This window comes from Microvirga sp. HBU67558, from assembly GCF_018069605.1.
Taxonomy (GTDB): Bacteria; Pseudomonadota; Alphaproteobacteria; order Rhizobiales; family Beijerinckiaceae; genus Microvirga; species Microvirga terrae.
Window position 1 is genome coordinate 30021 of sequence record NZ_JAGPUP010000531.1, and the last position, 24017, is coordinate 54037.

22 protein-coding genes, 1 tRNA gene and 1 pseudogene are annotated in these 24017 nt (G+C 62.8%); 7 read left to right on the top strand and 17 right to left on the bottom strand.

What is annotated here, in order from left to right; translation table 11 throughout:
* Positions 1-18: 18 nt before the first annotated feature.
* Positions 19-1191, bottom strand: a complete 1173-nt coding sequence (argE, locus tag KBI52_RS18055; RefSeq protein ID WP_173947547.1) for an acetylornithine deacetylase — start codon at positions 1189-1191, stop codon at positions 19-21.
* 8 nt (positions 1192-1199) lie between these two features.
* Positions 1200-1592, bottom strand: a complete 393-nt coding sequence (gene apaG, locus KBI52_RS18060) for a Co2+/Mg2+ efflux protein ApaG (RefSeq protein WP_173947546.1) — start codon at positions 1590-1592, stop codon at positions 1200-1202.
* Positions 1593-1805: 213 nt separating this feature from the next.
* Here apaG and KBI52_RS18065 point away from each other — a divergent pair, with 213 nt between their 5' ends.
* Positions 1806-2897: a 2'-deoxycytidine 5'-triphosphate deaminase gene (locus tag KBI52_RS18065; protein ID WP_173947545.1), complete on the top strand. Its 1092-nt coding sequence runs from the start codon at positions 1806-1808 to the stop codon at positions 2895-2897.
* 67 nt (positions 2898-2964) lie between these two features.
* Positions 2965-3039 (top strand) — tRNA-Gly (locus KBI52_RS18070).
* A gap of 86 nt (positions 3040-3125) precedes the next feature.
* On the opposite strand, the gene KBI52_RS18075 is transcribed toward KBI52_RS18070, so the two are convergent.
* From KBI52_RS18075 to KBI52_RS18105, 7 genes are all read right to left on the bottom strand, one after another.
* Positions 3126-4352, bottom strand: coding sequence for an integrase (locus tag KBI52_RS18075; protein WP_210809164.1), 1227 nt, complete (start codon positions 4350-4352; stop codon positions 3126-3128).
* Positions 4342-4635, bottom strand: coding sequence for a hypothetical protein (locus KBI52_RS18080; protein ID WP_371823187.1), 294 nt, complete (start codon positions 4633-4635; stop codon positions 4342-4344). Before KBI52_RS18080 ends, KBI52_RS18075 begins: the two co-directional genes overlap by 11 nt.
* A gap of 131 nt (positions 4636-4766) precedes the next feature.
* Positions 4767-5102: a DUF2190 family protein gene (locus KBI52_RS18085; protein ID WP_210809166.1), complete on the bottom strand. Its 336-nt coding sequence runs from the start codon at positions 5100-5102 to the stop codon at positions 4767-4769.
* Positions 5099-5326, bottom strand: coding sequence for a phage head-tail joining protein (locus tag KBI52_RS18090; RefSeq protein WP_210809435.1), 228 nt, complete (start codon positions 5324-5326; stop codon positions 5099-5101). Before KBI52_RS18090 ends, KBI52_RS18085 begins: the two co-directional genes overlap by 4 nt.
* A gap of 12 nt (positions 5327-5338) precedes the next feature.
* On the bottom strand, positions 5339-7147 hold the full coding sequence (locus KBI52_RS18095) for a prohead protease/major capsid protein fusion protein (protein WP_210809169.1): 1809 nt from the start codon (positions 7145-7147) through the stop codon (positions 5339-5341).
* Positions 7144-8541: a phage portal protein gene (locus KBI52_RS18100; protein WP_210809171.1), complete on the bottom strand. Its 1398-nt coding sequence runs from the start codon at positions 8539-8541 to the stop codon at positions 7144-7146. The genes KBI52_RS18095 and KBI52_RS18100 overlap by 4 nt, the downstream gene beginning before the upstream one ends.
* Positions 8542-8548: 7 nt before the next feature.
* Positions 8549-9109: a hypothetical protein gene (locus KBI52_RS18105; RefSeq protein WP_210809173.1), complete on the bottom strand. Its 561-nt coding sequence runs from the start codon at positions 9107-9109 to the stop codon at positions 8549-8551.
* 482 nt (positions 9110-9591) lie between these two features.
* On the opposite strand from KBI52_RS18105, the gene KBI52_RS33030 reads away from it, so the two are divergent.
* Both KBI52_RS33030 and KBI52_RS18110 read left to right on the top strand, forming a co-directional pair.
* Positions 9592-9837 carry a helix-turn-helix transcriptional regulator gene (locus KBI52_RS33030; protein ID WP_247654480.1) on the top strand — a complete coding sequence of 82 codons (246 nt, stop codon included), beginning with the start codon at positions 9592-9594 and terminating at the stop codon, positions 9835-9837.
* A 113-nt stretch (positions 9838-9950) separates the two neighbouring features.
* The gene (locus tag KBI52_RS18110) at positions 9951-10628 is read left to right on the top strand and encodes a DUF4145 domain-containing protein (protein ID WP_262266091.1); all 678 of its coding nucleotides are present in this window, start codon (positions 9951-9953) and stop codon (positions 10626-10628) included.
* Here KBI52_RS18110 and KBI52_RS18115 read toward each other — a convergent pair.
* On the bottom strand, positions 10582-12438 hold the full coding sequence (locus tag KBI52_RS18115; protein WP_210809177.1) for a phage terminase large subunit family protein: 1857 nt from the start codon (positions 12436-12438) through the stop codon (positions 10582-10584). The genes KBI52_RS18110 and KBI52_RS18115 overlap by 47 nt on opposite strands.
* Positions 12419-12934 carry a hypothetical protein gene (locus KBI52_RS18120; protein WP_210809370.1) on the bottom strand — a complete coding sequence of 172 codons (516 nt, stop codon included), beginning with the start codon at positions 12932-12934 and terminating at the stop codon, positions 12419-12421. The genes KBI52_RS18115 and KBI52_RS18120 overlap by 20 nt, the downstream gene beginning before the upstream one ends.
* A gap of 155 nt (positions 12935-13089) precedes the next feature.
* On the opposite strand from KBI52_RS18120, the gene KBI52_RS18125 reads away from it, so the two are divergent.
* The gene (locus tag KBI52_RS18125; protein ID WP_210809381.1) at positions 13090-13422 is read left to right on the top strand and encodes a Rap1a/Tai family immunity protein; all 333 of its coding nucleotides are present in this window, start codon (positions 13090-13092) and stop codon (positions 13420-13422) included.
* Here KBI52_RS18125 and KBI52_RS18130 read toward each other — a convergent pair.
* The 6 genes and pseudogenes from KBI52_RS18130 to KBI52_RS18155 form a co-directional block, all read right to left on the bottom strand.
* On the bottom strand, positions 13397-14053 hold the full coding sequence (locus KBI52_RS18130) for a hypothetical protein (RefSeq protein WP_210809391.1): 657 nt from the start codon (positions 14051-14053) through the stop codon (positions 13397-13399). The two genes, KBI52_RS18125 and KBI52_RS18130, sit on opposite strands and share 26 nt — an antisense overlap.
* Complete coding sequence (locus KBI52_RS18135) at positions 14046-14972, bottom strand: helix-turn-helix domain-containing protein (RefSeq protein WP_210809401.1); 927 nt, start codon at positions 14970-14972, stop codon at positions 14046-14048. Before KBI52_RS18135 ends, KBI52_RS18130 begins: the two co-directional genes overlap by 8 nt.
* A 664-nt stretch (positions 14973-15636) precedes the next feature.
* Positions 15637-17175, bottom strand: coding sequence for a DUF1254 domain-containing protein (locus KBI52_RS18140; RefSeq protein ID WP_210809412.1), 1539 nt, complete (start codon positions 17173-17175; stop codon positions 15637-15639).
* A gap of 78 nt (positions 17176-17253) precedes the next feature.
* The gene (locus KBI52_RS18145; protein WP_173947522.1) at positions 17254-17541 is read right to left on the bottom strand and encodes a hypothetical protein; all 288 of its coding nucleotides are present in this window, start codon (positions 17539-17541) and stop codon (positions 17254-17256) included.
* Between the two features lie 60 nt (positions 17542-17601).
* The gene (locus KBI52_RS18150) at positions 17602-19473 is read right to left on the bottom strand and encodes a DUF1254 domain-containing protein (RefSeq protein WP_173947521.1); all 1872 of its coding nucleotides are present in this window, start codon (positions 19471-19473) and stop codon (positions 17602-17604) included.
* A 203-nt stretch (positions 19474-19676) separates the two neighbouring features.
* Positions 19677-22066 (bottom strand): annotated as a pseudogene (locus tag KBI52_RS18155) (arylsulfatase).
* Between the two features lie 443 nt (positions 22067-22509).
* Here KBI52_RS18155 and KBI52_RS18160 point away from each other — a divergent pair.
* Both KBI52_RS18160 and KBI52_RS18165 read left to right on the top strand, forming a co-directional pair.
* Positions 22510-22776: a hypothetical protein gene (locus tag KBI52_RS18160; RefSeq protein ID WP_173947520.1), complete on the top strand. Its 267-nt coding sequence runs from the start codon at positions 22510-22512 to the stop codon at positions 22774-22776.
* A 35-nt stretch (positions 22777-22811) separates the two neighbouring features.
* Entirely contained in the window at positions 22812-23648 is an 837-nt protein-coding gene (locus tag KBI52_RS18165) for an LssY C-terminal domain-containing protein (protein WP_173947519.1), read from the top strand.
* Positions 23649-24017: the final 369 nt, after the last annotated feature.

The window sequence follows — 24017 nt, forward strand, 5'->3', positions numbered from 1 at the left end:
CCATGACGGCAGGGGCGCTCAGGAATTCGCGCAGGTCGCCGCAAGCCGGCGCATGAAGGCGAGGCCCGCCTCGAATTGTTCCAGCGTGATGTACTCGTCCGGCTGGTGCGCCTGATTGATGGAGCCTGGACCGCAGACGACGGTCGGAATGCCCGCAGCCTGGAAGTGGCCCGCTTCCGTGCCGAAGGGCACGGTCTGCGTGTGGTTCCGGCCTGCAAGGCGCAGCGCCAGAACCTCCGCGGCCGAGCCCGGATCCGGCGCGAGACCCGGCACGTCGGCGTGCAGGATGGTCTCGATCCGCCCGAACTCGCCGAAACGGTTGAGGCGCTTCAGGGCGACTTCCTCGACGAACCGGTTGAGACGATCCGGAATCTCGTGCGGGTCGAGGTTCGGCAGCCCGCGGAACTCCCAATGGAAGGTGCAGGTCTTCGACAGGATGTTGCGCGCCGTGCCGCCCGAGATCGTGCCCACATGCACCGTCGTGTAAGGCGGATCGAAGCGCCCGCTGGCGTCGCCGCGCTCCATCATGTCGTCGCCGATGCGGTTGAGCTCGGCGATCAGCTCGGCCGCCGTCATCACCGCGCTGGCGCCGAGATAAGGCTTCGACGAATGGGCCTCGAAACCATGCACCGTCGTCGAGAAGGTGACCACGCTCTTGTGGGCGTCCGCCACCTCCAGCATCGTCGGCTCGCCGACGATCACAGCCTTCGGCATGGGAAGGTCATGTCCGAGACGGCGGATCGTATCGACGACGCCGAGGCACGTCGTCTCCTCGTCGTAAGAGAGCATGATGTGGATCGGCGTCGTGAGACCGGCGGCCTGGAACTCCGGGATCAGCGCGAGCGCCAGTGCGTCGAACGCCTTCATGTCCACCGCGCCGCGCCCGTAGGCGCGGTCGTTCTCGATCCGGAGCGTGAAGGGGTCGGACGTCCACGCCTGGCCGGTGACCGGCACCACGTCGGTGTGACCCGACAGCACGATCCCGCCCTGGTCCCGCGGTCCAAGAGTGGCGTAGATCGCCGCCTTGTCGCCGGACTCGTTGGGCACGCGCACATAGGGCACGTTCCAGCTCTGCAGATAGCTTTCGACGAACTCGATGAGTGGCAGGTTCGACTTCGAGCTCACGGTGTCGAACGACACCAGCTTCGCCAGCATCTCGAGCGGCGTCAGCCGTAGACCGGTAGAAGACATCAGGAACCTCAGTGCAGCACGCGCTTGGTGCGGGGTATATCGAGCGAGAAAGCGGGGATTTCGGCCTCGAAAGTTTCGCCGGTGGCGGTCTCCATCAGGTAGGTGCCCTGCATGGTGCCGCTCGGCGTCTGCAGCGGGCAGCCGCTGGTATAGCTGAAGCTCTCCCCGGGACCCAGCACCGGCTCCTCGCCGACCACGCCGGCGCCGCGCACCTCCTGGACCTGACCGTGTTCGTCGGTGATCCGCCAGTAGCGGGCGCGGAGCTGGACCCTGTCCAGGCTCGTGTTGATGATCTCGACCGTATAGGCGAAGAAGTAGCGGTTCTGATCGGGGGAGGATTCTTCCGGCATGTAGCGGGGCGTCACCGTCACAGAGATGCCGCGGGTCACGGCTTTATACATGAGCTTGCCTCACGCCGGTCGAAGAATTCCATGCGGTTCTGGTACGGCGGCCTTCGAGCCCCGTCAATCGACCGGGCGGCGAATGGGTCCAGCCTCCTTCGCCGGGATATCGTATCCCCAGGACGCCGAAAGCCGTTGAGAATTCCGCAGCAATCCTTACAGATATTGCCAGGCTCAACATTCAATTGGGGGCAGGCCCCTCGGAAGACGGACATGGTTGCGTTGAAGGACGGGATCCAATCGGCTGATGCCATCATGCACCTGGCCGAGGCAGGGGCCATCAGGCCGGAGACGCCCTTCGCGTCCGACCAGGTCCAGCCGGCGAGCCTCGATCTCAGGCTCGGGCGCCGGGCCTACCGGGTGCGCGCCAGCTTCCTGCCGGGCCGCAACCATACGGTCCAGGATCGGCTCGACCAGCTGAGCTTTCACGAGATCGACCTCGGCAAGGGGGCAATCCTGGAGACCGGCAGCGTCTATATTGCCGAGCTGCAGGAGGAGCTGGCCCTGCCGGAGGATCTGTCGGCGGCGGCAAACCCCAAGAGCTCGACCGGCCGCATCGACGTGTTCACCCGCGTGATCACCGACCGGAGCCAGGAATTCGACACCATCGGGGCCGGATATCGGGGACGCCTCTTTGCCGAGATCTCGCCGCGGACCTTTCCCGTGCTGGTCAGGACCGGCACGCGGCTGTCGCAGCTGCGCCTGCGCAAGGGCGATGTTCGCCTGAGCGATGCCGAGCTCCTGGCCGTGCACGAGCGGGAGCGGGTCGTGACCTCGACCGAGCCGTCGATCCAGGACGGGGTCGCGGTCAGCGTGGATCTTGCGGGCTTCGGCCCCGACAACCTCATCGGCTACCGGGCCAAGCGCCATACGGGTCTGGTCGACGTGGACAAGCCCGGCTCATGCCGCGTCGCGGACTTCTGGGAGCCACTCTATGCCGATGCCAGCCGAACCCTGATCCTGGATCCGGGCCAGTTCTACATCCTCGCCTCTAAGGAGGCCGTGCACGTGCCGCCGGACTACGCCGCCGAGATGGTGCCCTTTGATCCTCTGGTGGGGGAGTTCCGGGTTCATTATGCCGGCTTCTTCGATCCGGGCTTCGGCCATGCCGAAGCGGGAGGGGAGGGGGCCCGCGCGGTGCTCGAGGTCCGCTCCCGCGACGTCCCCTTCATCCTCGAGGATGGGCAGATCGTCGGACGGCTCGTCTATGAGCGCATGGCCGAGCGCCCCAGGGTGCTCTACGGCGCGGGCGCCGGTTCGAACTATCAGGCGCAAGGGTTGAAGCTCTCCAAGCATTTCCGCTGATCTTCGCCGGAACTCCGGTCGAACCCCCTTGCCGGATCGCCGGAAGGCCGGATATGAATAGTGCAACGCGGGCGTAGTTCAGAGGTAGAACGTCAGCTTCCCAAGCTGAATGTCGTGGGTTCGATTCCCATCGCCCGCTCCACCTAACTCATTGGTGGATAAGGATTTCAACGTCCTGCCTCTGATCTCGCGTTCCCCACGTTCCTCATCACGTTCCCTATGGGCTGTTCAGGCCCCGTTCTTCGCGTTCCGGTGAGCGATTCGAAGCTCCGCTACCTTTCGCGACTTCTCGATGTTCCCGCCACGTTTGTAGCGTTCCGTCGTAGAAGACTGAGTGTGCCCTGTCTGAGCACGAATGCTATCCGTATCTGCTCCGGCCTCGTCGGCTTCGGAGACGCCGCCGGCTCGAGCGTCCATATTCCAGACGTGATCCGGAATCCCGGCTGCGCGAGCGACGAGGCGCCATTCCCTGCCGTAGGCGTCATCAGCGTAGGGCCGGCCGGCCTTCTCGTCGATGATTAGCGGTCCGACGCGGCGCTCTGGCGGCACCTTATCCAGAAGTCCGAGGACTAGAGGGCAATAATTCAGATCATGCGCGACGATCGCGCCCGTTTTCGTCGTTTCCTTCCGGATCTCGAGGCGATCCGAGATATCAGCCCATGTGAGCCCGTTGACCCAACGGCGCCGGTTCATGACGATACCGCTCTCCGGCTCGCCTGGATCGAGCGGAGCCCACTCGCCGATTACGTCCCGCTGACGCATCGTCGTCTCGAACTGGATAGCCGTCCCAAGGGCGAGGGATAGGCGTCCCATCTCGAGAGCCTTCGGAATGAAGGATTGGAGATGGTGGATCTCTAGCCGGACCCGCCGGCGGCTCGGCTGCTGGAAACGCGCCTCGTCGAGGATCGCCTTGAGACGAGCACATCCGGTTAATTCGGCCATGACGCCATAGGCAAAGAGGCGCCGCAACATCGCGATAATGCCGTGAGCCTTCCGGATCCGCTCCGGGCCTCCGGGCATCTTCGGCTTCTTCACTTCATCGTACCAACGATAGAAGTCGCCGATCTTCAGAGCCGATAGGGTGCGCTTGCCGAAGGCCTTCTCAATGATAGCGAGGGTATAGGTATCCTTCTCGCGCGTGTTCCATTTGCAGCGCTGGAAGGGGCTCGCCGGATCGGTCTGATACTTCCGAGAGAGGGACAGAAGTGTTCCGTCAAAGCGGTTTAGTTCCCGCTTCCGGCCGGAGGACCATTCGAGCATCTCCGCCTGATACCGCATACAAGCGGCCGTGATCAGCGGATGCTGTTCGGGATCTGTAATGTCGTATCGAAGTGGGATAGTCTCCGGCTCGTAACCAGCCTTCACGAGATCGGCTCTCGCGACCCAATAAAGGCGGATCGTTCCGTCCTTGTTCGGCCGCTTCTTGAGCCCTGGCGCTTTGAATTCAGATTGCATCGAGGTTCTCCTCTCCGTCTGGTGGGAAGACCTCAATGGTAGACAGTCCATAGCGCCGGTTGAAATAGGCATTGACGGAGGGCCAGTGACGACCGCCCATAATCGGGTCGATCTTTGGCAGGCCCTCCCGCTCCAAGACCTTTGCTTTCGAAGCCCACTCCGCGGGCTCCTGGCTGAGCCGGCGCGCGATCTCGGCCTCGGACGGGAATAGCCCTTGGTCGCGAACGTCGCGCCCTTTGGTGCGAGGCTTGCCTCTTCCCGATGCCGTGTCAGCGTTCATCATTTGCCGGACTCAATGCCTTCAAAATTGGTTGCGACCTTGCTCTCCTTGACCCCATCTTCAATCGCCGGGGCGGGGAGAAGAGCTTTCCGTTATCGGACGGGCCGCGACGCCCTCTCTCGATGCCCCGAGAACTAGATGCTGGTGCCGTCGAGACGGACGCGAATGGTTGTGTCTGGGCCGGCGCCCGCGGCTGCGGCGACGCCGATCAATTTGTTACCGGATGCCGTCGAGACGACGTTCTTCGCGGTGCTGTCCCAATAGGCCTTGGCGCCGATGTCGAGCGCGACGCCTGCGGCCTTCGGAAGCTCGAAGACGCCGACGAGTTCGATCTCGAGTTCCTCGCCTTCAGCGGCCGTATAGGCGGCGACGCCGAAGAGAGCATTGATCAGGACGCCGTCTCCGGAGAGAGCGCCACCGGCGGGAGCGGGAACGGTGAGGACGTTCCCCTGCTGGATGTAGTTTCTCATAGGATGAAACCTTTCGAAGATGAGATGCGAACGGTAGTGACCCGCGGCCCTGTCAGTCCTGCGAGCCGGCGCTCGAGATCGGCAATCGCGGCCGCCATATCGGCGTCGCTGCGGTACTCGATCTCGCGTTCGACCTCGTTAGAGCGGTAGCGAACTCGACGCTCGCCGGAGTACCGCGCGGTGAGGAGCGCCGAATGCAGGGACTGAAGGGTCGCAAGGTCCATGGGGGCGGCTCCTTAAGCGCTCTTCGGCGACTTGTACCAAGAGCGCCAGTCGACGAAGCCGGCGCCGAAATCCATACGGATCCGGAACTTCACGCCGTCGATCTCGAAGCCTGCCTGCGTCGTGATCTGCGGTCCCGGCTCGCCCTCGAGGTAGGCGTATTCGAGGCCGTCGATCTCCGCCGGATCAGCGACGAGGAACCAAGAGTCGTCTTCGATCCGCGGCTCGACGATCAGGAGCAAGTTCGAGAAGGCGTTCACGTCCTCGATCGTCGCCGGGGTGATCGACGCGACGACCTTCTCCGCGACGGTCTCAAGTTCGGGACCGACGATCAGGAACTTCGGCGTTACGGAGATGAACTCGCCCTTGAGTCCCTTCTGCGTCCGCATTGCCTTGCGGGCGTCAGAGAGCGCCGTCTGAAGGGCTTCCCCTCCGGATGCAGCCAGATTGCCGTGATCGGCGTGGAAGAGCGTTTTCCCGTCGCTCATCTTCGGGTTCGAGAGGACGACCTTCACAATGGCATCCGACCGGAACCGAGCGACCGACTGTCCCATCCGGCGGGTAGCATCGGCGAAGGCGCCGAGGTTGTCGTTCACGATCGCCTGACGGGTGATGCCGAAGATCTTCCCGAAGGTGTCGATCTTGTAGCTCTCGCCGGACTCGACGAAGTTCCCATGCTTGAACTCGCCGTGTTCGTTGACCTTCTCGAGATCAGAAAAGCCCGACAGCATAAGGCTTTGCCTCTTCCGGAAGTCCGGGGCCGTCGTCTGACGAGCGACCTGAAGGATGCCCGACGGCGCCGCTTCGTAGCTCTGACGAAGGACGCGGCCCATCGTGTCGCCCATGATCATCGGGAAGTCGGACGTCGTATTGAGCGAGCGCTCGACGATTGCCGCCTTCGAGAGGCCTGTCGTCGAGATGCCGCGGACGCGGAGGCAATCGCGAGCGACGTCGGTCGGCGACAGACCCATGTAGGCTCTCGCGGCCTCGGAAGGCTGATGCGAGGGATTGAGGCCGGCGAAGAGCGCCTCGCCGATGGTGCGAGCGCGGAACTCCGGATCGGTCGAGTCGTGGCCGCCAGGAACGACGGTGCTCCGGATGCCGGAGACGGGAGCCGTCCGGCTCTGCATAGCCTCGAAGGCGGCCGCGCGAGCCTGATCGGCCGTCGCCTCGGCGTCGATCTGCTGATCAATCCAAGCCTGATCGAGGTTCGAGACGCGGGCGATCGAGCGGATCTCCGTATTCACGGCCGCGCGGGTAGCGGTCTGCTGGACGGCAGCGGGAGGAGTCGTAACGACCGGCTCCGCGGCCGGAGGGGTAATTCCGGACATACTTTCACTCCTTGTTCCGGCGCCAGGATCGGCCGGGATGGGTACGAGAGAGACTTCGACGAGTTGCCAGCGCGTGGCGGTCTTGCTGCGAACGGCGGTTTTGGGGTCCGTCGTTTCCTTCCACTCGAGGACGCGGTACCCGACGGACACGCCATATCGGGCACCGTTGGTGAGTTCGTCTCGAGCGAGAAGAGCCTTCCTATTGCTGCGGGAGAGCGTCAGCCGAGCGCGAGTCTCGCCTCCGACGGCGCTGACCTGATCGACGGTGCCGATCATATCCTCGATGCTGAAGCGGGCGTGACCGTCGAGCAGAGGAACTTGATCGACAGGATCCGGCGTCGGCGAGAGGAATTCCATGTAACGGCCGCGTTCGTCCCAACGCTGGACGCCTGCGCCGGCCGCGATAACTGCGCTCACGGTCCCTGTCTCAGGGTTCCATGAGGAGAGCGGAGCGCGGCGCGTGACGATATCGGAAGGGGTGTGCGCGTTCATGCGGCGACTCCTGAAGGCTTTTGAGTGAAGTCGAGGCCGAGTTCTCCCTCGCGGCGCTGATCGTCTGCGATCTCGCGATCGATCTCCTCGACGTCGTACCCGCGAGCGGCGACGGCCTTCCGGCGCGATACGAGGCCGCCGGCGATCGCGGCGAGTTCTGCCTCGACGTCGTTCTTCGGATCGACCCAATCAGTCTTGGGAGGCATCCAACGCGCGAGGAGGTACGGCTCCGGATTGCGGAAGAAGTCCGGTGCCTGGACGCGGCCGGCGAGGATCTCCGTCATCACGAAGCGGCGCCAGATGGGCCGGCATGCCTGGAAGACGATCACCTGATGCTGGATAGCCTCGACGCGGCGCCGAAACTCGACGAGACCCGCGCGGATGCTGGAATAATTGACGTCCGAGAGATCGCCTGTGATGGCCTCATAAGGGACGCCGAGGCCGGCCGCGATCTCCCGCGCCGAGACCTTGAGGAAGTCGATCACTTCGGAGCCGACCTTCGCCGGATCGCTGAAGGTGATATCCTGCCCCGGACCAAGGACCTTCAGCGTCCCAGGCTCGAGGGAGACGTCGAGAGCGTCCGTCGGTGCCGTAGTCCCTGAGAAGCCGCCGGCGGTGCCGTTCGGATCCCGAATGAAACCTGTGAGGAGCGCGGCGATCTTCTGCCGGACGAGTTGAGCGTCGATCGACTGATCATGCTCCGAGAGCCGGAGGAGGATCGAAACGAACCAAGAGAGGCCGCGGACCTGCCCCGGCGTTACCGGCTTGAAGAGATGGATCACGTCGCGGGCGTCGAGTCGAACCGTATCAAGAGATGTCGCCAGCGGAAGGCCCGAGCGCTCGCGAAGGATATGATACGCAACACGGCGACCAGCCGCGTTGAACTCAACGCCCGCAACGATCCGACCTCCTCCGGGGAGTTCCCGATGAAGGGCGGTGTCGACCTGTTCGGCGTCGATGAGGCGGATCCGGAAGCCTTCAGGAGTCGTGACGAGGACCGCGAAGGCCTCTCCGTCGATGACCATCCGGCGAGCCATGACTCGTTGAATGCCGTAGAAATCGGACATTTCGTCCGCGTCGGCGTAATCGGTCCACGTTTCCCAATGGCGTTGCAGGGTCTCGCGGACAGACGAATCAGGGTGCGCCGACATTGGCGTGATGCCAGCCCCGACGAGGGCCGACTCCCATACGCCGACGCCGGACGCGGCGAGAGGATTGTTCCCTTCGAAGTACCGAGCGCGACGGGAGAGCGGTCCTCTCGAGGCGAGGATCGCGGCGTTCGTCGACGGCATATCGACGCCAGCGGACCAGCGGCGGCCGCCGGCTGCGCCTTCATACATGCGCCGTCGATCAGGCCTGAGTCCCTGGAAGAGAGATGCGAGGCTTTTCAGCATCTTCGCCTCAGTCCTCGGCAGTTTCGGTCTTCAAGGTTTCGATGCGCCGGATGACGTCGCGTCGGACATCGCTGAGTGAGATCACAGTAAGAGCGAGTGACGCGAAGGGGCCGCGCTTCCTGATGGAGAACTCCTCAATCAAGCGACCTGTCGAGAGGACCGCGTAGCGCTCTCCCGCCCAAACTGATTCCTTGTGGGCTGCGACAACAACGAAATGATCGGCGCCGGCGTCTCCACAAGGCTCAATTGTGCCCTCGTCGATCTGCTGCGCCTGATACTGATACTCCCAAACCTGTTGTGCGCTGACGATCTCGCGCGCGGTCTCAGCATCGACTCCGGCGTCCATGAGGACCTTGGCGAGTCGGAAACCGCAAATGTCGGTGAAGGTGAAGTTCGACCACGTCCAACGCTTCGCATGATTAGCGGGGATCTCCGCGCTTGGATCGTCAGGGAGGCCCACACCTTGAAGCAATCCTTGCTTCAACTGCGTCTGAAGACCTGCGGCGCCTTTCCATCCGGCGATTTGTGCAGCCTCGCGAGGGCGAGCAGTGAACTCCGAAGGTCTCATTTTGCGCTTCCACCTCTTGAACGACGGCCAAAGCAACCCGGAAAATCCACGGAGTCAACATTAGTTTTGAGAAAACTATTTTAGAGCGCAGACCTCGCCGAAGCCCTGCGCTCAATCTGAGCCCCTATGGTCTAGTCAGCGGCCAACGCGATGCTCAAAGTGAGAGGGCGAGATCCGGACAATTTGTCCGGCCATACGGGGGAGCGCCCTCTCGACCAGCCGACCACGGTGAACGATCTTCCCGTCTGCCTCGATCAGGAAGCGATGAGGAGGAACGGAGGGATCGGGGCGGACGATGCCGACGGTCGAACGGCGGAGGAATCGAATGTGATCTGCTGCACTCATAAGTGTTGCCCCTGTGGAAAGCGGACATTTTGTCCGCACATAGTACTAACGAGCGCACACTGTATGGACTCGCTCGCATTGTCAATCTGTTCTGATAAGCATACGGTGTGCGCATGATCACACCTGTTCAGTGCAGAATGGCCCGCGCGGCGCTCAATTGGGGCGTGAGGGACTTAGCTCGCGAGGCGAACGTAAATCCGTCTACCGTGACGCGTATTGAAGCAGGAGGGAAAGCAATCCCTGCGACTCTCGCCGCTATCCAACGGACACTTGAGGGTGCCGGGGTGATCTTCATCGACGAAAATGGCGAGGGGCCTGGTGTGCGCCTTCGAAAGCTGAAATCCGCAGGAACAGTCAGCAGAGCATCCCTACGAGAGCAGTAAATTCCTCTAAATACCTAAGGTATTCAAGTAATATGAACTGGACTTGTCCCTACTGCGATCGCCCTCAAGTTGCATCGCGTCAGAATTCCGAAACACTTAAGAACAACGCACAAGTGGAAGGTTCTTCGTATATTAGCACTGAAACATTTGCAGTGCGCTGTCTCAATCAAAACTGCGAAAAATTCACTGTATATACTGACTTTGCGATCATCGAAGACGGTACAACGCTCGCGAAAGCTGGGATGCGCATGCTTCCGCAGTCATTGGCACGGCCGCAGCCCGACTACATCCCTAAGGCTCTCCGTGAGGACTACGAGGAGGCCTGCCTCATTCGGGATCTCAGTCCGAAGGCAAGTGCAACACTTGCGCGGCGTTGCCTACAAGGCATGATCCGGGATTTCTGCAAAATTGCGAAACCTCGCTTAATCGACGAGATCAAGGAACTCCGGACACGTCTTGAGAGTGGAAATGCACCTCCCGGCGTTTCTGCTGAGAGCATTGATGCCATCGACAATGTTAGAGAGATCGGGAACATCGGCGCACATATGGAAAAAGACATCGACATCATTGTCGAGGTTGATCTAGGCGAAGCCCAGTTGCTTATTGAACTGATCGAGGCGCTATTCTCCGAGTGGTATGTCGCTCAGCATCAAAGAGCTCAGCGCTTCGCAGCAGTAAAAGCAGTTGCCGCTGAGAAGAAAGCATTCGTTGCTGCCGCTAAAGCTCCTCCAAAATTACTGAGCATTAGCGATCTAGCCACTTCGGCCGATCCACCCACATCGAGCGAATGACGCGCCGAAGCTGCGGTTCAGGACTAGGCTCGTCCGCCGAACGGTAGCTGGCACTTTCGATCCGTTTCGCCTCTTCATTGAGCATGAATCCCGCTGCATAAGCGCCGTGAAGTGCTGCCGTCGCATAGACGCGGCAATCGAGCGGCTCATTTCTGACACCTCGATCGGCAATCCACTCGATCCGCGCAACTCCTCGCGTGAACTTCCGGATCGGCCGCTCCGAGACGAGACCGGCGAACCACCAGTAATCCCGATCGGATGGCAGGTGACAGACTCCGGTCCCAGCCACGTCCTCTAGGCGGAGACGGACGAGAAGTGTGTGTTTGATACCGTCGACACCGACGATATGAACGGGCGCCAGTGAGGCTCGCAGGGGCTTTGGCGGCCGTTTCGGCCACGCGGGAACACCGGGGCCGCCTCGTCCCTTAATCGCCCATACCCGACGATTGAGCCTCGCGGCGCTGTATCTCATGACCTGATCGGTCCGATGGCCGCCGGAGTCGATGGCGACGGCTGCGATCGGGAGATCAGGGACGGCTTTCGAATGTCGGAAGCGGCGCGCCAGGTGCTTATCAAGCGCGTCCCAAGGCTCCGGCCGCGTCGTGTCGCCGGCGATCACGACGTAATCGATGGACCACGACTCCTCCCCCTTGCCCCATCCGACGACTTCAAGCTCGAGGCGATCGTCCTGGACGTCCACTCCGGCCGTGATGACGAGGACGCCGGCCGGGAGGAGATCGCCCCAATCCTCGGCGCGAGCCTGAAGGGTGTCCGGAGCGAGAGGCGCCGTCTCGCGGTCCTCGAAAGGCTCGCCGAGCTTCAGGTTCACCCACGTTTGCAGACGAGCCGGATCCTTCCGGACAGTGAGGAACTCGGCCGCGATCTCGCCCCATGTGACAAAGGGCGAGTAAAGCGCCGACAGATGGAACGAGGCCGTCCGGCCGTCGCCTGGAGCTGTCGCTCGCCAGTCCCCGCGGCGCAGAATTGCCGCTTTATGGCGCTCTTCGATGCGTTCGGCGCAGTGCTGACACTCGACGAAAGCCTTCCCTGGCTCGTTCTCCGGCCATTTCACGGCGGCCCATGAGAGAGCCTGAAACCCGCCGCAATGCGGACAGGGGACGAAGAACCGACGCTGATCGCCCTCTTCGAAGGCTCTCTCGATCCGGCTCGCGCCGGCATGGGTCGGAGTTGAGCAGAGAAAGACCTTCCGGCGGCCGCGGAACGTCGCCGCTCTCTCGATCGCCAGCGCGACGGGATCGCCTTCGCCGTCGACGTCATGCGGATAAGCGTCGATCTCGTCGAGGAAGAGGTATCGGGCCGGTGTCGATCGGAGGGCGGAGGCGGAATTCGCTCCCGTCATGATGATGAGGCCGCCGGGGAAAGCCTTCGTAAAAGTGTTGTTGGCAGAGTCGCGTGAACGAGCAGCCGAGATCCGCTCCGAGAGGACGGGCGTCGCCTCGATCATAGGATCGATCCGGACGCGAGTATTCCGCTTGACCATATCGAGCGAGGGCATCACGGCGAGCATGACGCCGGGAGCATGAGCGATGACGTAACCGAGCCAGTTCAAGCCGGCTTCGGTCCCTCCGATTTGCGCCGACTTCATGAAGACGACGCGCTCGATTGCGGTCCCTGTGGATAGCGCGTCCATTATGCCGCGGAGGGGAGGATTCCGATCCGTCCGCCAGCGCCCCGGCTCTGCGGCCGTAGCCGGTAGCATCCGATGAGCGTCAGCCCATTCCGAGACGGTGAAGGGCGGCTCCGGGGTGAGCGCGGCGCGATAGACCTCATCAAGCCACGCGAGACTCATGGATTCCCTCCTCTTCGGGGACCGGCGTCTCCGCCAGGTTGCGGAGGAATTCCCTCATCTCCGCTTCGAGGCGAGCATGAAGCTGCGCCGGATCGATCTCGAATTCGCCGGCGAGCGTCGCCGACAGACGGGAAACAAGGGCGAGATGAGCGTCCCGATTGAGCCGGCCGCGAGCCTCAAGGAAGCGCTTCACGTCGGCGCGGGGAATGAGGAGGCCTCTTGCCCTGTCGAGATCGAGTTGAGCCTGCTGGACCCTGATTTGCTCATGCGAGCGCTTCATATCGGCAAGGCTTCCGCGCTCCAATTCGTTCTCCTCCGGCTTCCAGCCATTCCGCCGCTGATGATCGAGGTTCGCCTCGATCCAGCGCTTCGCGGCGATCGGATCGATCTTGTCCTCGGGCGTGACGGGAAGCCCGCGGCCGATCAACTGCCGGACGCGGGCCTCCGAGATGCCTTGCGCCTTTGCAAAGGCTCTCCGGCTGAGGTGCGAAGTCATTGCGAAGTCGTCCCGCTAGCAAAATTCCGGGCCGCAGCGCCCTCGTATCGTCTGATGTGGGGAGGACCCAAGACCCTAAGGGTCAAGGTGCTTGACGCGATCAGGACACATCGACGAGAACTGGAAGGATGGAAGTAGCCGCGGGGGTGAGGGTGATGAAGAAGTTTATCGTAGGGAGTATTATTCTTCTCGCTAGTATTTCTACTAGCTTTGCAGATGAATACTTTGTTACCGGACAGCAATTCGTCAATGACCACTGCGATAAAAATCAGGTAGCCGCAAACCGCTATGTTGTTGGCATCCATGATGGTTTTCTCGCAGCGAATAGTGATAATCCGAAGAAGCAAATTTGCTCTCCTAACAACGTTACGGCTGGACAGCTCACGGCTGTTGCTTGTAAGTACGTGCGGGAAGATCCGAAGAGTTGGAATAATCCTGCATCGTACCTAATTATTTACTCACTCATACTGGCTTGGCCCTGTCCGTAACCCTCTGCTCATCCTGAGAGTCGGACGCAGCCTCGAGCGCAGTCCGGGTGCGGTCGATGAGGCGTTCGACCTTCTCGCGGGTCTCGATCGCCTTCTCGGCTGCGCGGAGATGGGTTCGATACTGATCGAGCTTGGTCCGGCATGCCTCGAGGACTTCGCTGATGGAGGGGAGGAACTTCGACGTCCGGCGGAGATGCTGACACGCTGCGACGATCGCAGCCGGCTGGATTCCTGCCTCCTCGAGATCAATCAGCATGAGTTCGAAATAGGCTTCAGGGTCCGCCGGCCTGCCAGCCGGATAGGCGCTGAGCATGACGCTGACCGAAAGCCTTGTGAGGTTTCGGTCGAACGGGCAATCGAGCGCCTCGGCGAGGGCGATCTTCGCCTCTGCCATCTCAGAAAGGGTAGGGATTCGAGCGAGATACTTCCCGAAGGCCTCGATCGTATGGTTCTGAATGTCGATCCGCTCGCGGCCGCGATAGTTATCCCACGTCGGAAGCGTCGGGATCTTCGACGCTCCGAGGACAGCGGGGCCGAGATCCTTCACGAACCGATCTGCGGCGAGGAAGCCGTTCAGGATCTTCAGGGACGAGCCAGAGACGGACGGGGGGAGGTTAGTGATGTTAGTCATGTGCCCAACCTTTGTTGGCGGCGAAAGCGAGCCAGGGATGCGCCGACGGCGAGGACTGCCGCGGCCGAGTTGCCGGGACCATGTCCGGGGTAATGATCGTCACGTTCGGATCTTCGGTCGGGATCCCTTCGAGGAAGTCGCCCTCTGGGATCTCCTCGTCGTCTGGCTCGTCGAGGCCGCCAGTCTTATTCAGCCAGGACGACGGGTGCGGGGTCCATTTCTTGAGGCCGCCGGTTCGGATCCGAGCGCGCTCCTCGTGGTTGTGACGGATGAAGGAGGTTTCTAAATCCTCGATTGTTGCCTCGCCGCTCTGGACGATCCGCTTCCAGGCTTTGAAAGCTGCCGGCTTCGATCTCTTCCGGATCGCGTGTTTCCAGAATCTAGCCTCGAAGGCCTCCGCTAGCTCCTCCTCGGAGAGCCTCTTCTTCCTCTCCTCCTTCTCAGGGTCAAATCCAGGCAGAAGGAGCATTTGAGTCTCAGAGGGTTTCTTCAGAGAGTTATTCAAAGAGTCTTGTGCGCACTCCGGTTCGCAGGGGTACGAATCCCGGTGCGCAGGGGGGTGCGCACTGTGGTTCGCACCCTGATCAATCTCCTCCGGAGCCACATCGACCCCCTCAACGAGGATTGCCGCGTCCTTCAGAATCCATCGATAGTGGTTCGTCTCGCCCCGATCCTTTTGACCGTCGACCGCGAGATGACCGCGCTCCTCAAGCTCATAGAGGGCCTTCTGAACGCCGCGGCGGGAGGCCCCGACTGCCTTCGCGAGCTTCCCTTGGCTCAGCCAAGCGTAAAGGCGCTCCCGATGAACATATCGCGAGACGAGAAAGGCGACCTTGAAGGCGAGGGGACTCAGGTCAAAATCGGCGAGAACCTGATCGAGCCAGTCGAGGCGATCGCGGGTGAAGGTGTCATTACCCATGGGAGGACGCCCCCATAGCTAAGGTGATTGCGAATGCCCGTCCGGTGTTGTAAAGTTCAATACGTTGATACGACTTAAGCAGTTTCTCGCCGTTCCGGGGTCCAGCCGGAGCGGCGATTTCTTTTTGAGGCTTATCGACTCTGTCTCTCACGAGACGTTCCTTTCATCCTTGCGGATGAGGAACGAGGCTCAACTAGATCAATGGCTTGCCTGAGCTTCCCAAGCTGAATGTCGTGGGTTCGATTCCCATCGCCCGCTCCACCTTTGGAGGGCGACAGACTCTCTGAGACTCGATCCCACTGAAATGCCTAGCCAATTTCGCCCCGGCGACATCGTCTTTGGATCAGAACGACATCACTTCGAGATAGGCCGTCCTTGCGCGACAGGATCCTGAGATCGCAGGATCTTGAGATCGTTAGGAGACCGCAAGTGAGCCCCTTCCCTTCTGAATTGCGCTTCTGCAATGGCATGGTGAGCGGACCTTCGCTTTGTCCGTTGAACGCTACATTCTGACCCGGTGCTGACTTTCAGGGTCGGAGCGATCCGATGGCTGTGCAGGAACTGAAGCTTCGGCCACACGTCTCTGTGGCCGATCCCTTCTCGGATTAGCCTTGGTTCTGATGCGCCGCCCGCCCCAAGGCCGTGACCTATCCGTTGGCTTCGGCTACTCGACCAGCTCGATATCTCCGGGCTTCCAGCTCTTGTCGAACCAGGGCTCCAGCGGACCATATAGCCGCAACAGCACATTCCAGCCCTTGCCTGGCATGGTCTGGACCCAATTCCTCTCCTGCCCGGCCGGGGCCTTGGGAGCGAACCAGACCGTCGCGGAGCCGTCCGGATCGGTCTTGAGACCGGGCTGCGTGCTGTCCACGCCGGCGAGCTTCTGATCAGTCTCCAACAGCGAGCGGGTCTGATTGTCATAGACGACGAAGGACCAGAACTCCTTGGCCGGGATCGGCCCCGGCAGCCGGACCTTGTAGGTCTTGACCCCGTCGAAATAGCGTCCCGTCGCGTCGCGGAACGTGGCCGCATAGGCGGAGCCCGACCCAACCCGCGCCATGGCCATCGCCGGAGTGATGCCGGTGGCGTAGTAGAAGAACATCGACTTCGCATCGAGCAGACGCTCGGCCCCCTCCTGGAACAGATAGCTGCCCCCGACGAAGGCCGTGACCCACTGGCGATCCGGATAGAACTTCGCCTGCTGGTCGCGCGAGGCGAACAGGAACGATCGCCCCGTGGCGTTGCCGACAGCGATTGCATCGGTCAGGATGCCCTTCATCCGGGCATCGGGCGCGAAGCGCTGTCCTTTCCTGATGCCGATCGCAGCGAAGAGCCCGACCTGATCGGGATCGAGAAAATCGGCGGGCTCGGTCTGCACGACCTCGTTCAACTCCTCGTAGAAGCGGAATGTGTTGGCACTGATCGTGTTGAACTTCACCCCGGAGGTGTTGATGAACTGCGCTTTCGGGGGCTCCCCGCTTTCCGACGTCGCATAGAGCGGAAACACGTTGGCGCCGGCTTTGACGTGTTGAACCGCCGCCGCGATGTCGCCGCCCTTCACGAACGCCCGGAAGAACACGAGCAGGGTGTTGGTGCGCGGCCTGGCAACGAAATAGCCGTCCGATGGCAGATCGCCGGTGTAGCCGGGCGGAACGTAGAGATACTCTCCACCCCGGCCGCCGTCAGGCCCGGTCACTCCGATGTCCTTCACCCAGCGGAAATAGGCATCGTCAACCGTCCCCAAGACGCCCGTCGGCACCTGGAGCACCATCGGGCCATTCCGGAGGTCGAGACAGGTGAAGCCGTAGACGGTGGTCGTGTTGGGGGTCAGGAAGAGGGAGCGGGCATCCATGAGGTCTTCGGTGATGCCGAACGCCTGGTTCCGCTTGACCCCGGCTTGCTCGATGCCGTTGCAGAGGGCGCGCACGGAGGTTGCCGGCATGCCGGTCAGGAACGCCTCGACCCCGCGGGAGAAATCGAGCTGATCATAGACGCGCCTGACGGTGTCCTCGTCAGGGACGCCGTTGCGGAACCGGAGGGGGCCGATCCGCGTCTCGACGCTGTCCGGCGTGGTGATCCAGGCGGGGACGTCGGCCGAGTATGTGGGGGACGGGCCCTGGGCCAAGGCTGGTCCGACGGACAGGGGCAGCACACTGGCGGCAGCGGACAGCAGGAAGGAACGGATCACGCAGCGGCTTGTCATGGCGGCTCTCCTCCGATCGATTGGGCGGGGCGTTCCGGCAGAGCCCCGCCGTTGGCGATCGCTTCCGCGACCGTGTGCTCAGAAGTCGTCGTTCGGCCCGTCCGCGCAGCGGTAGCCGACAAAGCACTGGGCCGTGTCGTCACTCGGCACCCAGGCGGGCTGCGGGTATTGATCGACCTGGCAGTATCGGGCATCCCGCACGAAGCGGCCATATGTGTATTGGCCCGTGCTCAAGACGACCGCACCACGGTCATTGACCAGTGCGCGGTCGGCCGAGCACGGCCGGCCCGTGGTCGAGGGGCCGACCTGCGCCAGGGCACCTGTCGTCAGGAAGGTCAACGTAAGAACAGCAATCAGTCGTGTCATGGCGGCGTCTCCATGTGCTTGTTTGCGATCGGGGCGCTGCGGGATGGCGCCCCGCCATCGCTACTCGTTGCTCGCCCGCACGAACCGGGGCATGGCTTCCAGCGACTGCCTGGTCGCGTTCGGCAGCATGATCTCGCCGTCCTTCAGGGTGAACTGGCTGACGGGCACCGCCGTCAGGTGCTCCCCGAGGTCGAGGAAGCCGCCGGTTCCGACGATGGCGTAGGTTGCCACCTTGTCGGGTGCCACGATCAGATCCGTGACATGGCCGACGCGCTCACCCCTGTCGTTGTAGATCTCGCGCCCGAGGATCTGGTTCTTGACGCTGTAGCCGCTGTAGAGCGTCCGCACGTCCACGATCGCGACGCCGACTGTCGAGGAGCCCGCGACAGGGCCTGGTCCGGCACTGCCGGTCTCTGCCGGGATGCCGGCGCTGGTCGGCACGAGCCTGCTCTGCTCCAAGGCGGCACTGGCCTGCCGATCGCTGGCCCGCTCCACCTTCGGCGGCTCCCAGGTGCCGTTCAGGATCGACGGAGAGGTCTCCTTGGGCCAGTAGAGCCGTAGCATCAGGTTCATGTCGCTGGCCGGAGCCGGCAGCCAGTTGGCCTCCTTGCCGGCTCCGGGCGGCTCGCTCTGGAGATAGAGGTCGATTGACCCGTCCGGATTCTGGGCGAGCTGGTTGCGCTGGCTCAGGGTATAGCGGTTGAGGGGATTGGCGACGAAGAAGTAGTTCGCATCGTACATGGTCAGGGACCAGAAGCCGTTGACCGGCGGCAGTCGGCCCTTGTCGAAATGGATCACGTACTTCTCGGACCCGGTCAGCTTCCGGCCCGCCGAGTCGACGCTCGTCGTCGGGTAGACGGCATCCTGCGGCAGGTTCGCGCCCAGCCCGACGGCGGTGACCGTGGCGCGCTTGAGATAGTCCGTTCCATAGCGCCCGAGCGTCGTGGCGACCACCCAACCGTTTTCTAGGGTGCCGACCGTGCGGATGCCCGCCATGATCTCTTCCCAGCCGGCCCGGTGGGCACGCTCGACGCCCTTGGCGATCTCGGGATCGAGCTGGCGCGTGTCGAAGTTACGCCCCGGGGCGATGCCGATCTTCGCCATGCGGGCGAGCATCGGGGCATCCTCCGGCGGGGGCGGATTGTCCTTCATCAACTGCGCCAGCAGGTTGAAGTAGGGGCCGGGCTCCAGGCGGTTGACCTGGGTGCGCACGGCCGTCTTCATGTCGATGGCCGGGTCCACCTTGCCGGGCGGCGGAGTGTAGGGCTTGCCGTAGGCGCTGAGCGGCACAAGCTTGATCTGGTCCTGGATTGCCCAGACCGCCTTGTAGTCTTCCGGCGTGCCCGTCGAGTAGAGGCGGCCGATGAACCAGACCATGTCGGTCGGTGATTTGATCTCCTTCACACCATCTGGCAGCGCACCCTTCCAGCCCGGCCCTGTGATGGCGTAGGTCTGAGGTCCGGTTCCGGTGGTGCGCGTGCCCGGGTCGGCGATGACGTTGGTCCAGGCGGAGAGCATCGGGAACAGGTAGTAGCGCCCGTTCATCTCCGGCAGGGAGAGCACGTAGGGTTCCTGGCCGATGTTGATGAAGCCCGAGGTGTAGAGAGTGTCGGCGTTCGGGGCCGTCACGTCCCGGTAGGCGGCGGTCGGGTATTCGCGCTTGCTGACCAGTTGACCCATCGGGGCGCGCGATCCGCCAGGCTGGTCGACGTTGGTGAAGACGCGCCGGGTCATCTCCATGGTGACGAGCGGATAGCCATAGACATAGGCGTCCTTGGCGATGGCAAAGGCCTCGTGCTCCTTGAGGCTCGTGGCCGACAGGGCCCGGCCGGCCTCGATGGGCTGCGCCCAGGCAGGGACCGTGCCGAGGGAGGTGAGGGCGGTCGCCATCAGGGCCGCCGTGGCGATCCTCGAAAGACGTAAATGGGTCATGAGGCAGGCTCCTCTTGCGCAGGTCGTGGCAACGGCGAGATGACTCGCGGCCTCCACGGGTTCAACCGGCCCACACCCCAACTCGGATCAGTCGGGACTTGGCCGTCTAGGCTTGAAGGGACGGTCGGATTGATGCGCTCACTTGACGACCCAATCCGTCCCTGCGTCGGCGTGCTGATCGCACGGACCTTGCATTCCCCCGTTCAATCCAACCGCACCGGCTCGAGCTTGAGGTTGAGCTTGTTGATCTTGCCGTTGAAGGCGAACGGCACCTGATAGTCGGCGTCGTTGACCCCCGTGCGCAGGTCGGCTCCGATGTCGAACGTCTCATCGACCGGACACAGCAGTGGGATCGTTTTCGGCATCTTCACCGTCGCAACATCATTGCCGTCGACCTTCAACACGCCGGTGCCGCTCTTCGCCAAGCCCGGCCCATCGTAGGTGAAATCGAAGACGATCGTGTGCTTGCCGGCCGACAGCGGCTGCGATCCCTCCGCACGGAATCGGGCGAGCATCAGGCCGTTGTAGTTGAACACCGGCTTGCCCTTGTGCAGGTAAAGCCCAAACCCGCCCCATCGGCCGCCCTGCGTCGCGATCATTCCGTCGCCGCCGTCCGGCACATCGACGTCGGCCGTGATCGTGAACGACCGGTTCAGCACGCTCGGCGCGTCGCTGAGCGGAATGCCGAGGTTCACCCCGCTGTAGGTGAAGTCCGTCTTGCCGGCGGTGGCGCTCGGCCGGGGCGTGATGGCGCGCTGGAACTGCGTGTTGTCCAGCGGCAGGACCTGGTACTTGGCCGCCTCCTCGATGAAGAGGGCCTGGAGCTCCTTGAGCTTGTCCGGCATCTGCGCCGCGAGGTCGTTGGCCTGGGAATAGTCCTTGGTGAGGTCGTAGAGCTCCCACTTGTATTCGTTCACCGGCGGCCGGGGGGTGTTCAGGACCCACGGCGCCACCGGCGGCGTAGTGGCGGCGTACCAGCCGTCGTGATAGAGGCCCCGATTGGCAGTGATCTCGAAATACTGGGTATGGCGGGTCGAGGGCGCGTTGGCGTTCGCCTTGTCCCAGGTATAGGCCATGCTCACGCCTTCGATCGGCTTCTGCGCAATGCCGTCGACGATCTGCGGCGCCTCGATGCCGGTGGCCTCGAGGATGGTTGGCACGACGTCAATGACGTGATGGAACTGGCTCCGGATGCCGCCGGCATCCTTGCTGCGGGACGGCCAGGCGATCGCCATGCCCTGCCGCGTGCCGCCGAAGTGCGAGGCGATTTCCTTCGTCCATTTGAATGGCGTGTCGAACGCCCAGGCCCATTGGACCGCCATATGCGGATAGGTCGTCGCGGAGCCCCATTGATCGTAGTACTTGAGCTGCTCCGCGACCGGAACATCGAGGATGCCGTTGAAGGCTGTGTACTGGTTGGGCGTCCCGCGCGTGGTTCCTTCGGGGCTCGTCCCGTTGTCCCCGAAGATGTAGATCACCAGCGTGTTGTCGAGCTTGCCGAGATCATCGATGGCCTGGATCACACGACCAATCTCATAGTCGGCGTAGGCCGAATAGCCCGCGAAGACCTCCGCCTGCCGGGCAAACAGCTTCTTCTCGTCCGCCGACAGCGTGTCCCACTTCGGCAGGTCATCGGGCCAGGGGGTGAGCTGGGCGTTCTCGGGAATGACGCCCAGCCGCTTCTGGTTTGCGAAGATTTGCTCGCGCAGCGCATACCAGCCCATGTCGAACTTGCCCTTGAACTTGTCGATCCACTCGGCCTTGGGCTGGTGCGGGTCATGAGCGGCACCGGGCGCATAGTACAGGAAGAACGGCATCTCCGGCGCGACGGCGTTCAGGCCGTTGAGGTACTTGATCGCCTCGTCGGCCATGTCGGTGGTGAGATTGTAGTCGGGCTTGCCGACCCACGGAAAGATCTGGGTGTGGTCCTTGAAGAGGAACGGCTCCCATTGATCCGACTCGCCGCCCATGAAGCCATAGAAGTAGTCGAACCCCATCCCGGACGGCCATTGGTCGAAGGGACCGGCTATGCTGTACTGGAAGGCGGGCGTGTTGTGGTTCTTGCCGAACCACGAGGTTGCATAGCCGTTGTCCCGCCGGATCGTGCCGATGGTCGCGCTCTCCGGCCCGATGATCGAGTTGTAGCCGGGGTATCCCGTCGACAGCTCCGTCACGATGCCGAACCCCACCGAGTGTGGTTGCGCCCGGTGATCAGCGCCGCCCGCGTCGGCGAGCACAGGGCCGTCGAGTTGAATTGGGTGTAGCGCAAGCCGCCATTGGCGATCCGGTCGAGCGCCGGCGTGGGGATCACGCCGCCGAAGGTGCCGGAAACCCCGTAGCCCTGGTCGTCGGTGAGGACGAGGAGCACGTTGGGCGCGCCCTTCGGCGGCACGACGCGGGGCGGCCACCAGGGCTTGGAGTCTTTCGCCGATTCCCTGATCGTACCGCCGAACCGCGGCGGCGGGGGCGGCAATTGCCGGCCGTCGATCGTGGTGGTCGCGTCCGGCGAACCGGAGGTTCCGGTGGTCTGCTGGGCCTGGGCGGCCGAGATCGTCAGGACGCTGGCGGAGGTCAGGGCAAGGGCAAGTGACATCGCTTTCATGGCGTGATCCCCTCGAGGGCGCCGACGCCCGACTCACGCCATTGCAGCGGACAGACCCGCTGCCGGATGGTGCGACGTCCTGGCTGATCGCCAGTATCGCCCGAGGAGACCCGGCTGTCCCGCCATCAGGGCCAATCCTGAAAGTGATGGGGGCAAACCCTGATTTGTGGCATCGGCACTGACCCGCCGGGCCGGAAACGCACCTCAACGGGAGCGTCTCCAGCTATCGGGCGAACGGATCTAAGCCCTGACCGGGCACCTGGGAATGCCTTGGTTGGCACGCCAACCTAGGCCAACGGCGGAATCCTCTCCTGACCTTTCAGGGCCTGTCCCCGCCAGTTTCAGGGTTTTGCCCAGGTGGATTCGGCATCCGGTAGGTATATCCTGCATGAGGGTCAGGGCGGGGCTGGCATCCTCATTCGGGAGACATCTCGATGCGCCGTCACCTTTGCCTCGTCACCCTTGGTACGCTGATCGCCTCAACTCCCGCTCTGTCGCAGGACAGCAACCGACCGTTCACGCCCTCGGGAGAGATCCAGATCCCGTCCGGTGCAGCGATCGATCGGATGCTCGACAGCACTACCGTGCCTGCGCCGAGCAAGGAATTCTCGACCAATGACGCCAAGGCGATCCAGCAGATGGATCAAAGGGCCAAGCGCATCGATCAGGAGGTCAAGCAGGGCATCTGCACGGACTGCTGATCGACTGCCGCGTCAATTGTGACGGAGCTGGGATCATGCGATGGCTGAACCGCCTCCTGCAACGCCTGATCATCCTCGGGCTGGGCGTCTTCTCCGTCTGGCTCATTGTTTTCGTCGTCTTCGATACCGCCGACCGAAGGCTGCCCTGGATCCTGGCCGTGGGCTTCACCTATGCCATCGCCGCCTACGTGATTCTCCCATGGGTCATCCGCATGGGACTCAAGCTCCTCCATCGCAAACGCGTGCCCAGCTTCACGACGACCGGCGATGGGCTGCCGGGTGATCCGGTCAACGTGGCGCTCGTGGGAACCCTCGCGCAGCTTCGCGCGGCCTTTGCGGCGCTTGGCTGGTCGGAGGCCGACCGATTGGGCCTGGTCAGCTCCTGGGGCATGATCCGGGCCTTCGTGTTCGACTCGCCCTATCCGTCGGCTCCGTTCAGCACCCTTTATCTGTTCGGACGCGGTCAGGATGTCGGGTTTCAGAAGGCCATCGGCGACAGTCCCCGCAAGCGCCATCACATCCGGTTCTGGTCCTTGAGCATCGTGCAGGCCGAGAGCACGTGGGCCGGGGGGGCGGCAGGCTTCTGGCTCAACACCGATCGTCCACCCGAGGACGAACGGGTGCTCTGGATTGGGGCGGGCACGAGGGATACGGGTTTGTCCCTGACCCATCTCACCTTCCAGGTCACCCACGCCACGGATTCGGACACGAATGTCGAGCGTGATTTCATCATCGCCGAGCTGGAGACCATCGGGTCCATCACGGACGTGAAGGTGTATCAGGCCGGCCAACGTCTCGCCACGGAGCATGTCAACCACTATAGGTCCGATGGACGGGTGACCTTGGCGAGCCTTGTGGTCCGCGCCACTTGATGCGCGCTCCCACCACGCATGCTTGACCGGGTGAGGCATCGGCTCGCCAGATCCGGGCATCCCTGGCACCAACCAAGGTGCCAACTCAACTGACGGCGGTCATGCATGCGGACGGCACCCCGGACCTTAGCCGGAGGAGCTATGGTCCCAGGTCTGCGGCGCTAGCCGCAGTCACCATGCCCGCGAAGCAACACTGGCTGCCAAACATCCAGGTTCTCCCCGCGGTTACTGATTCCTGCCTTGACGGTAGGCAGGGCCTCCGCTGCCATGGGGTGCCTCGGAGACACGGGAAATGGCAATCCAAGGGGGAATGATGCGCTACCTTCCGCACTGGCTGTCGTGTGGCGTCCTGGCTTCGGCCGGACTTCT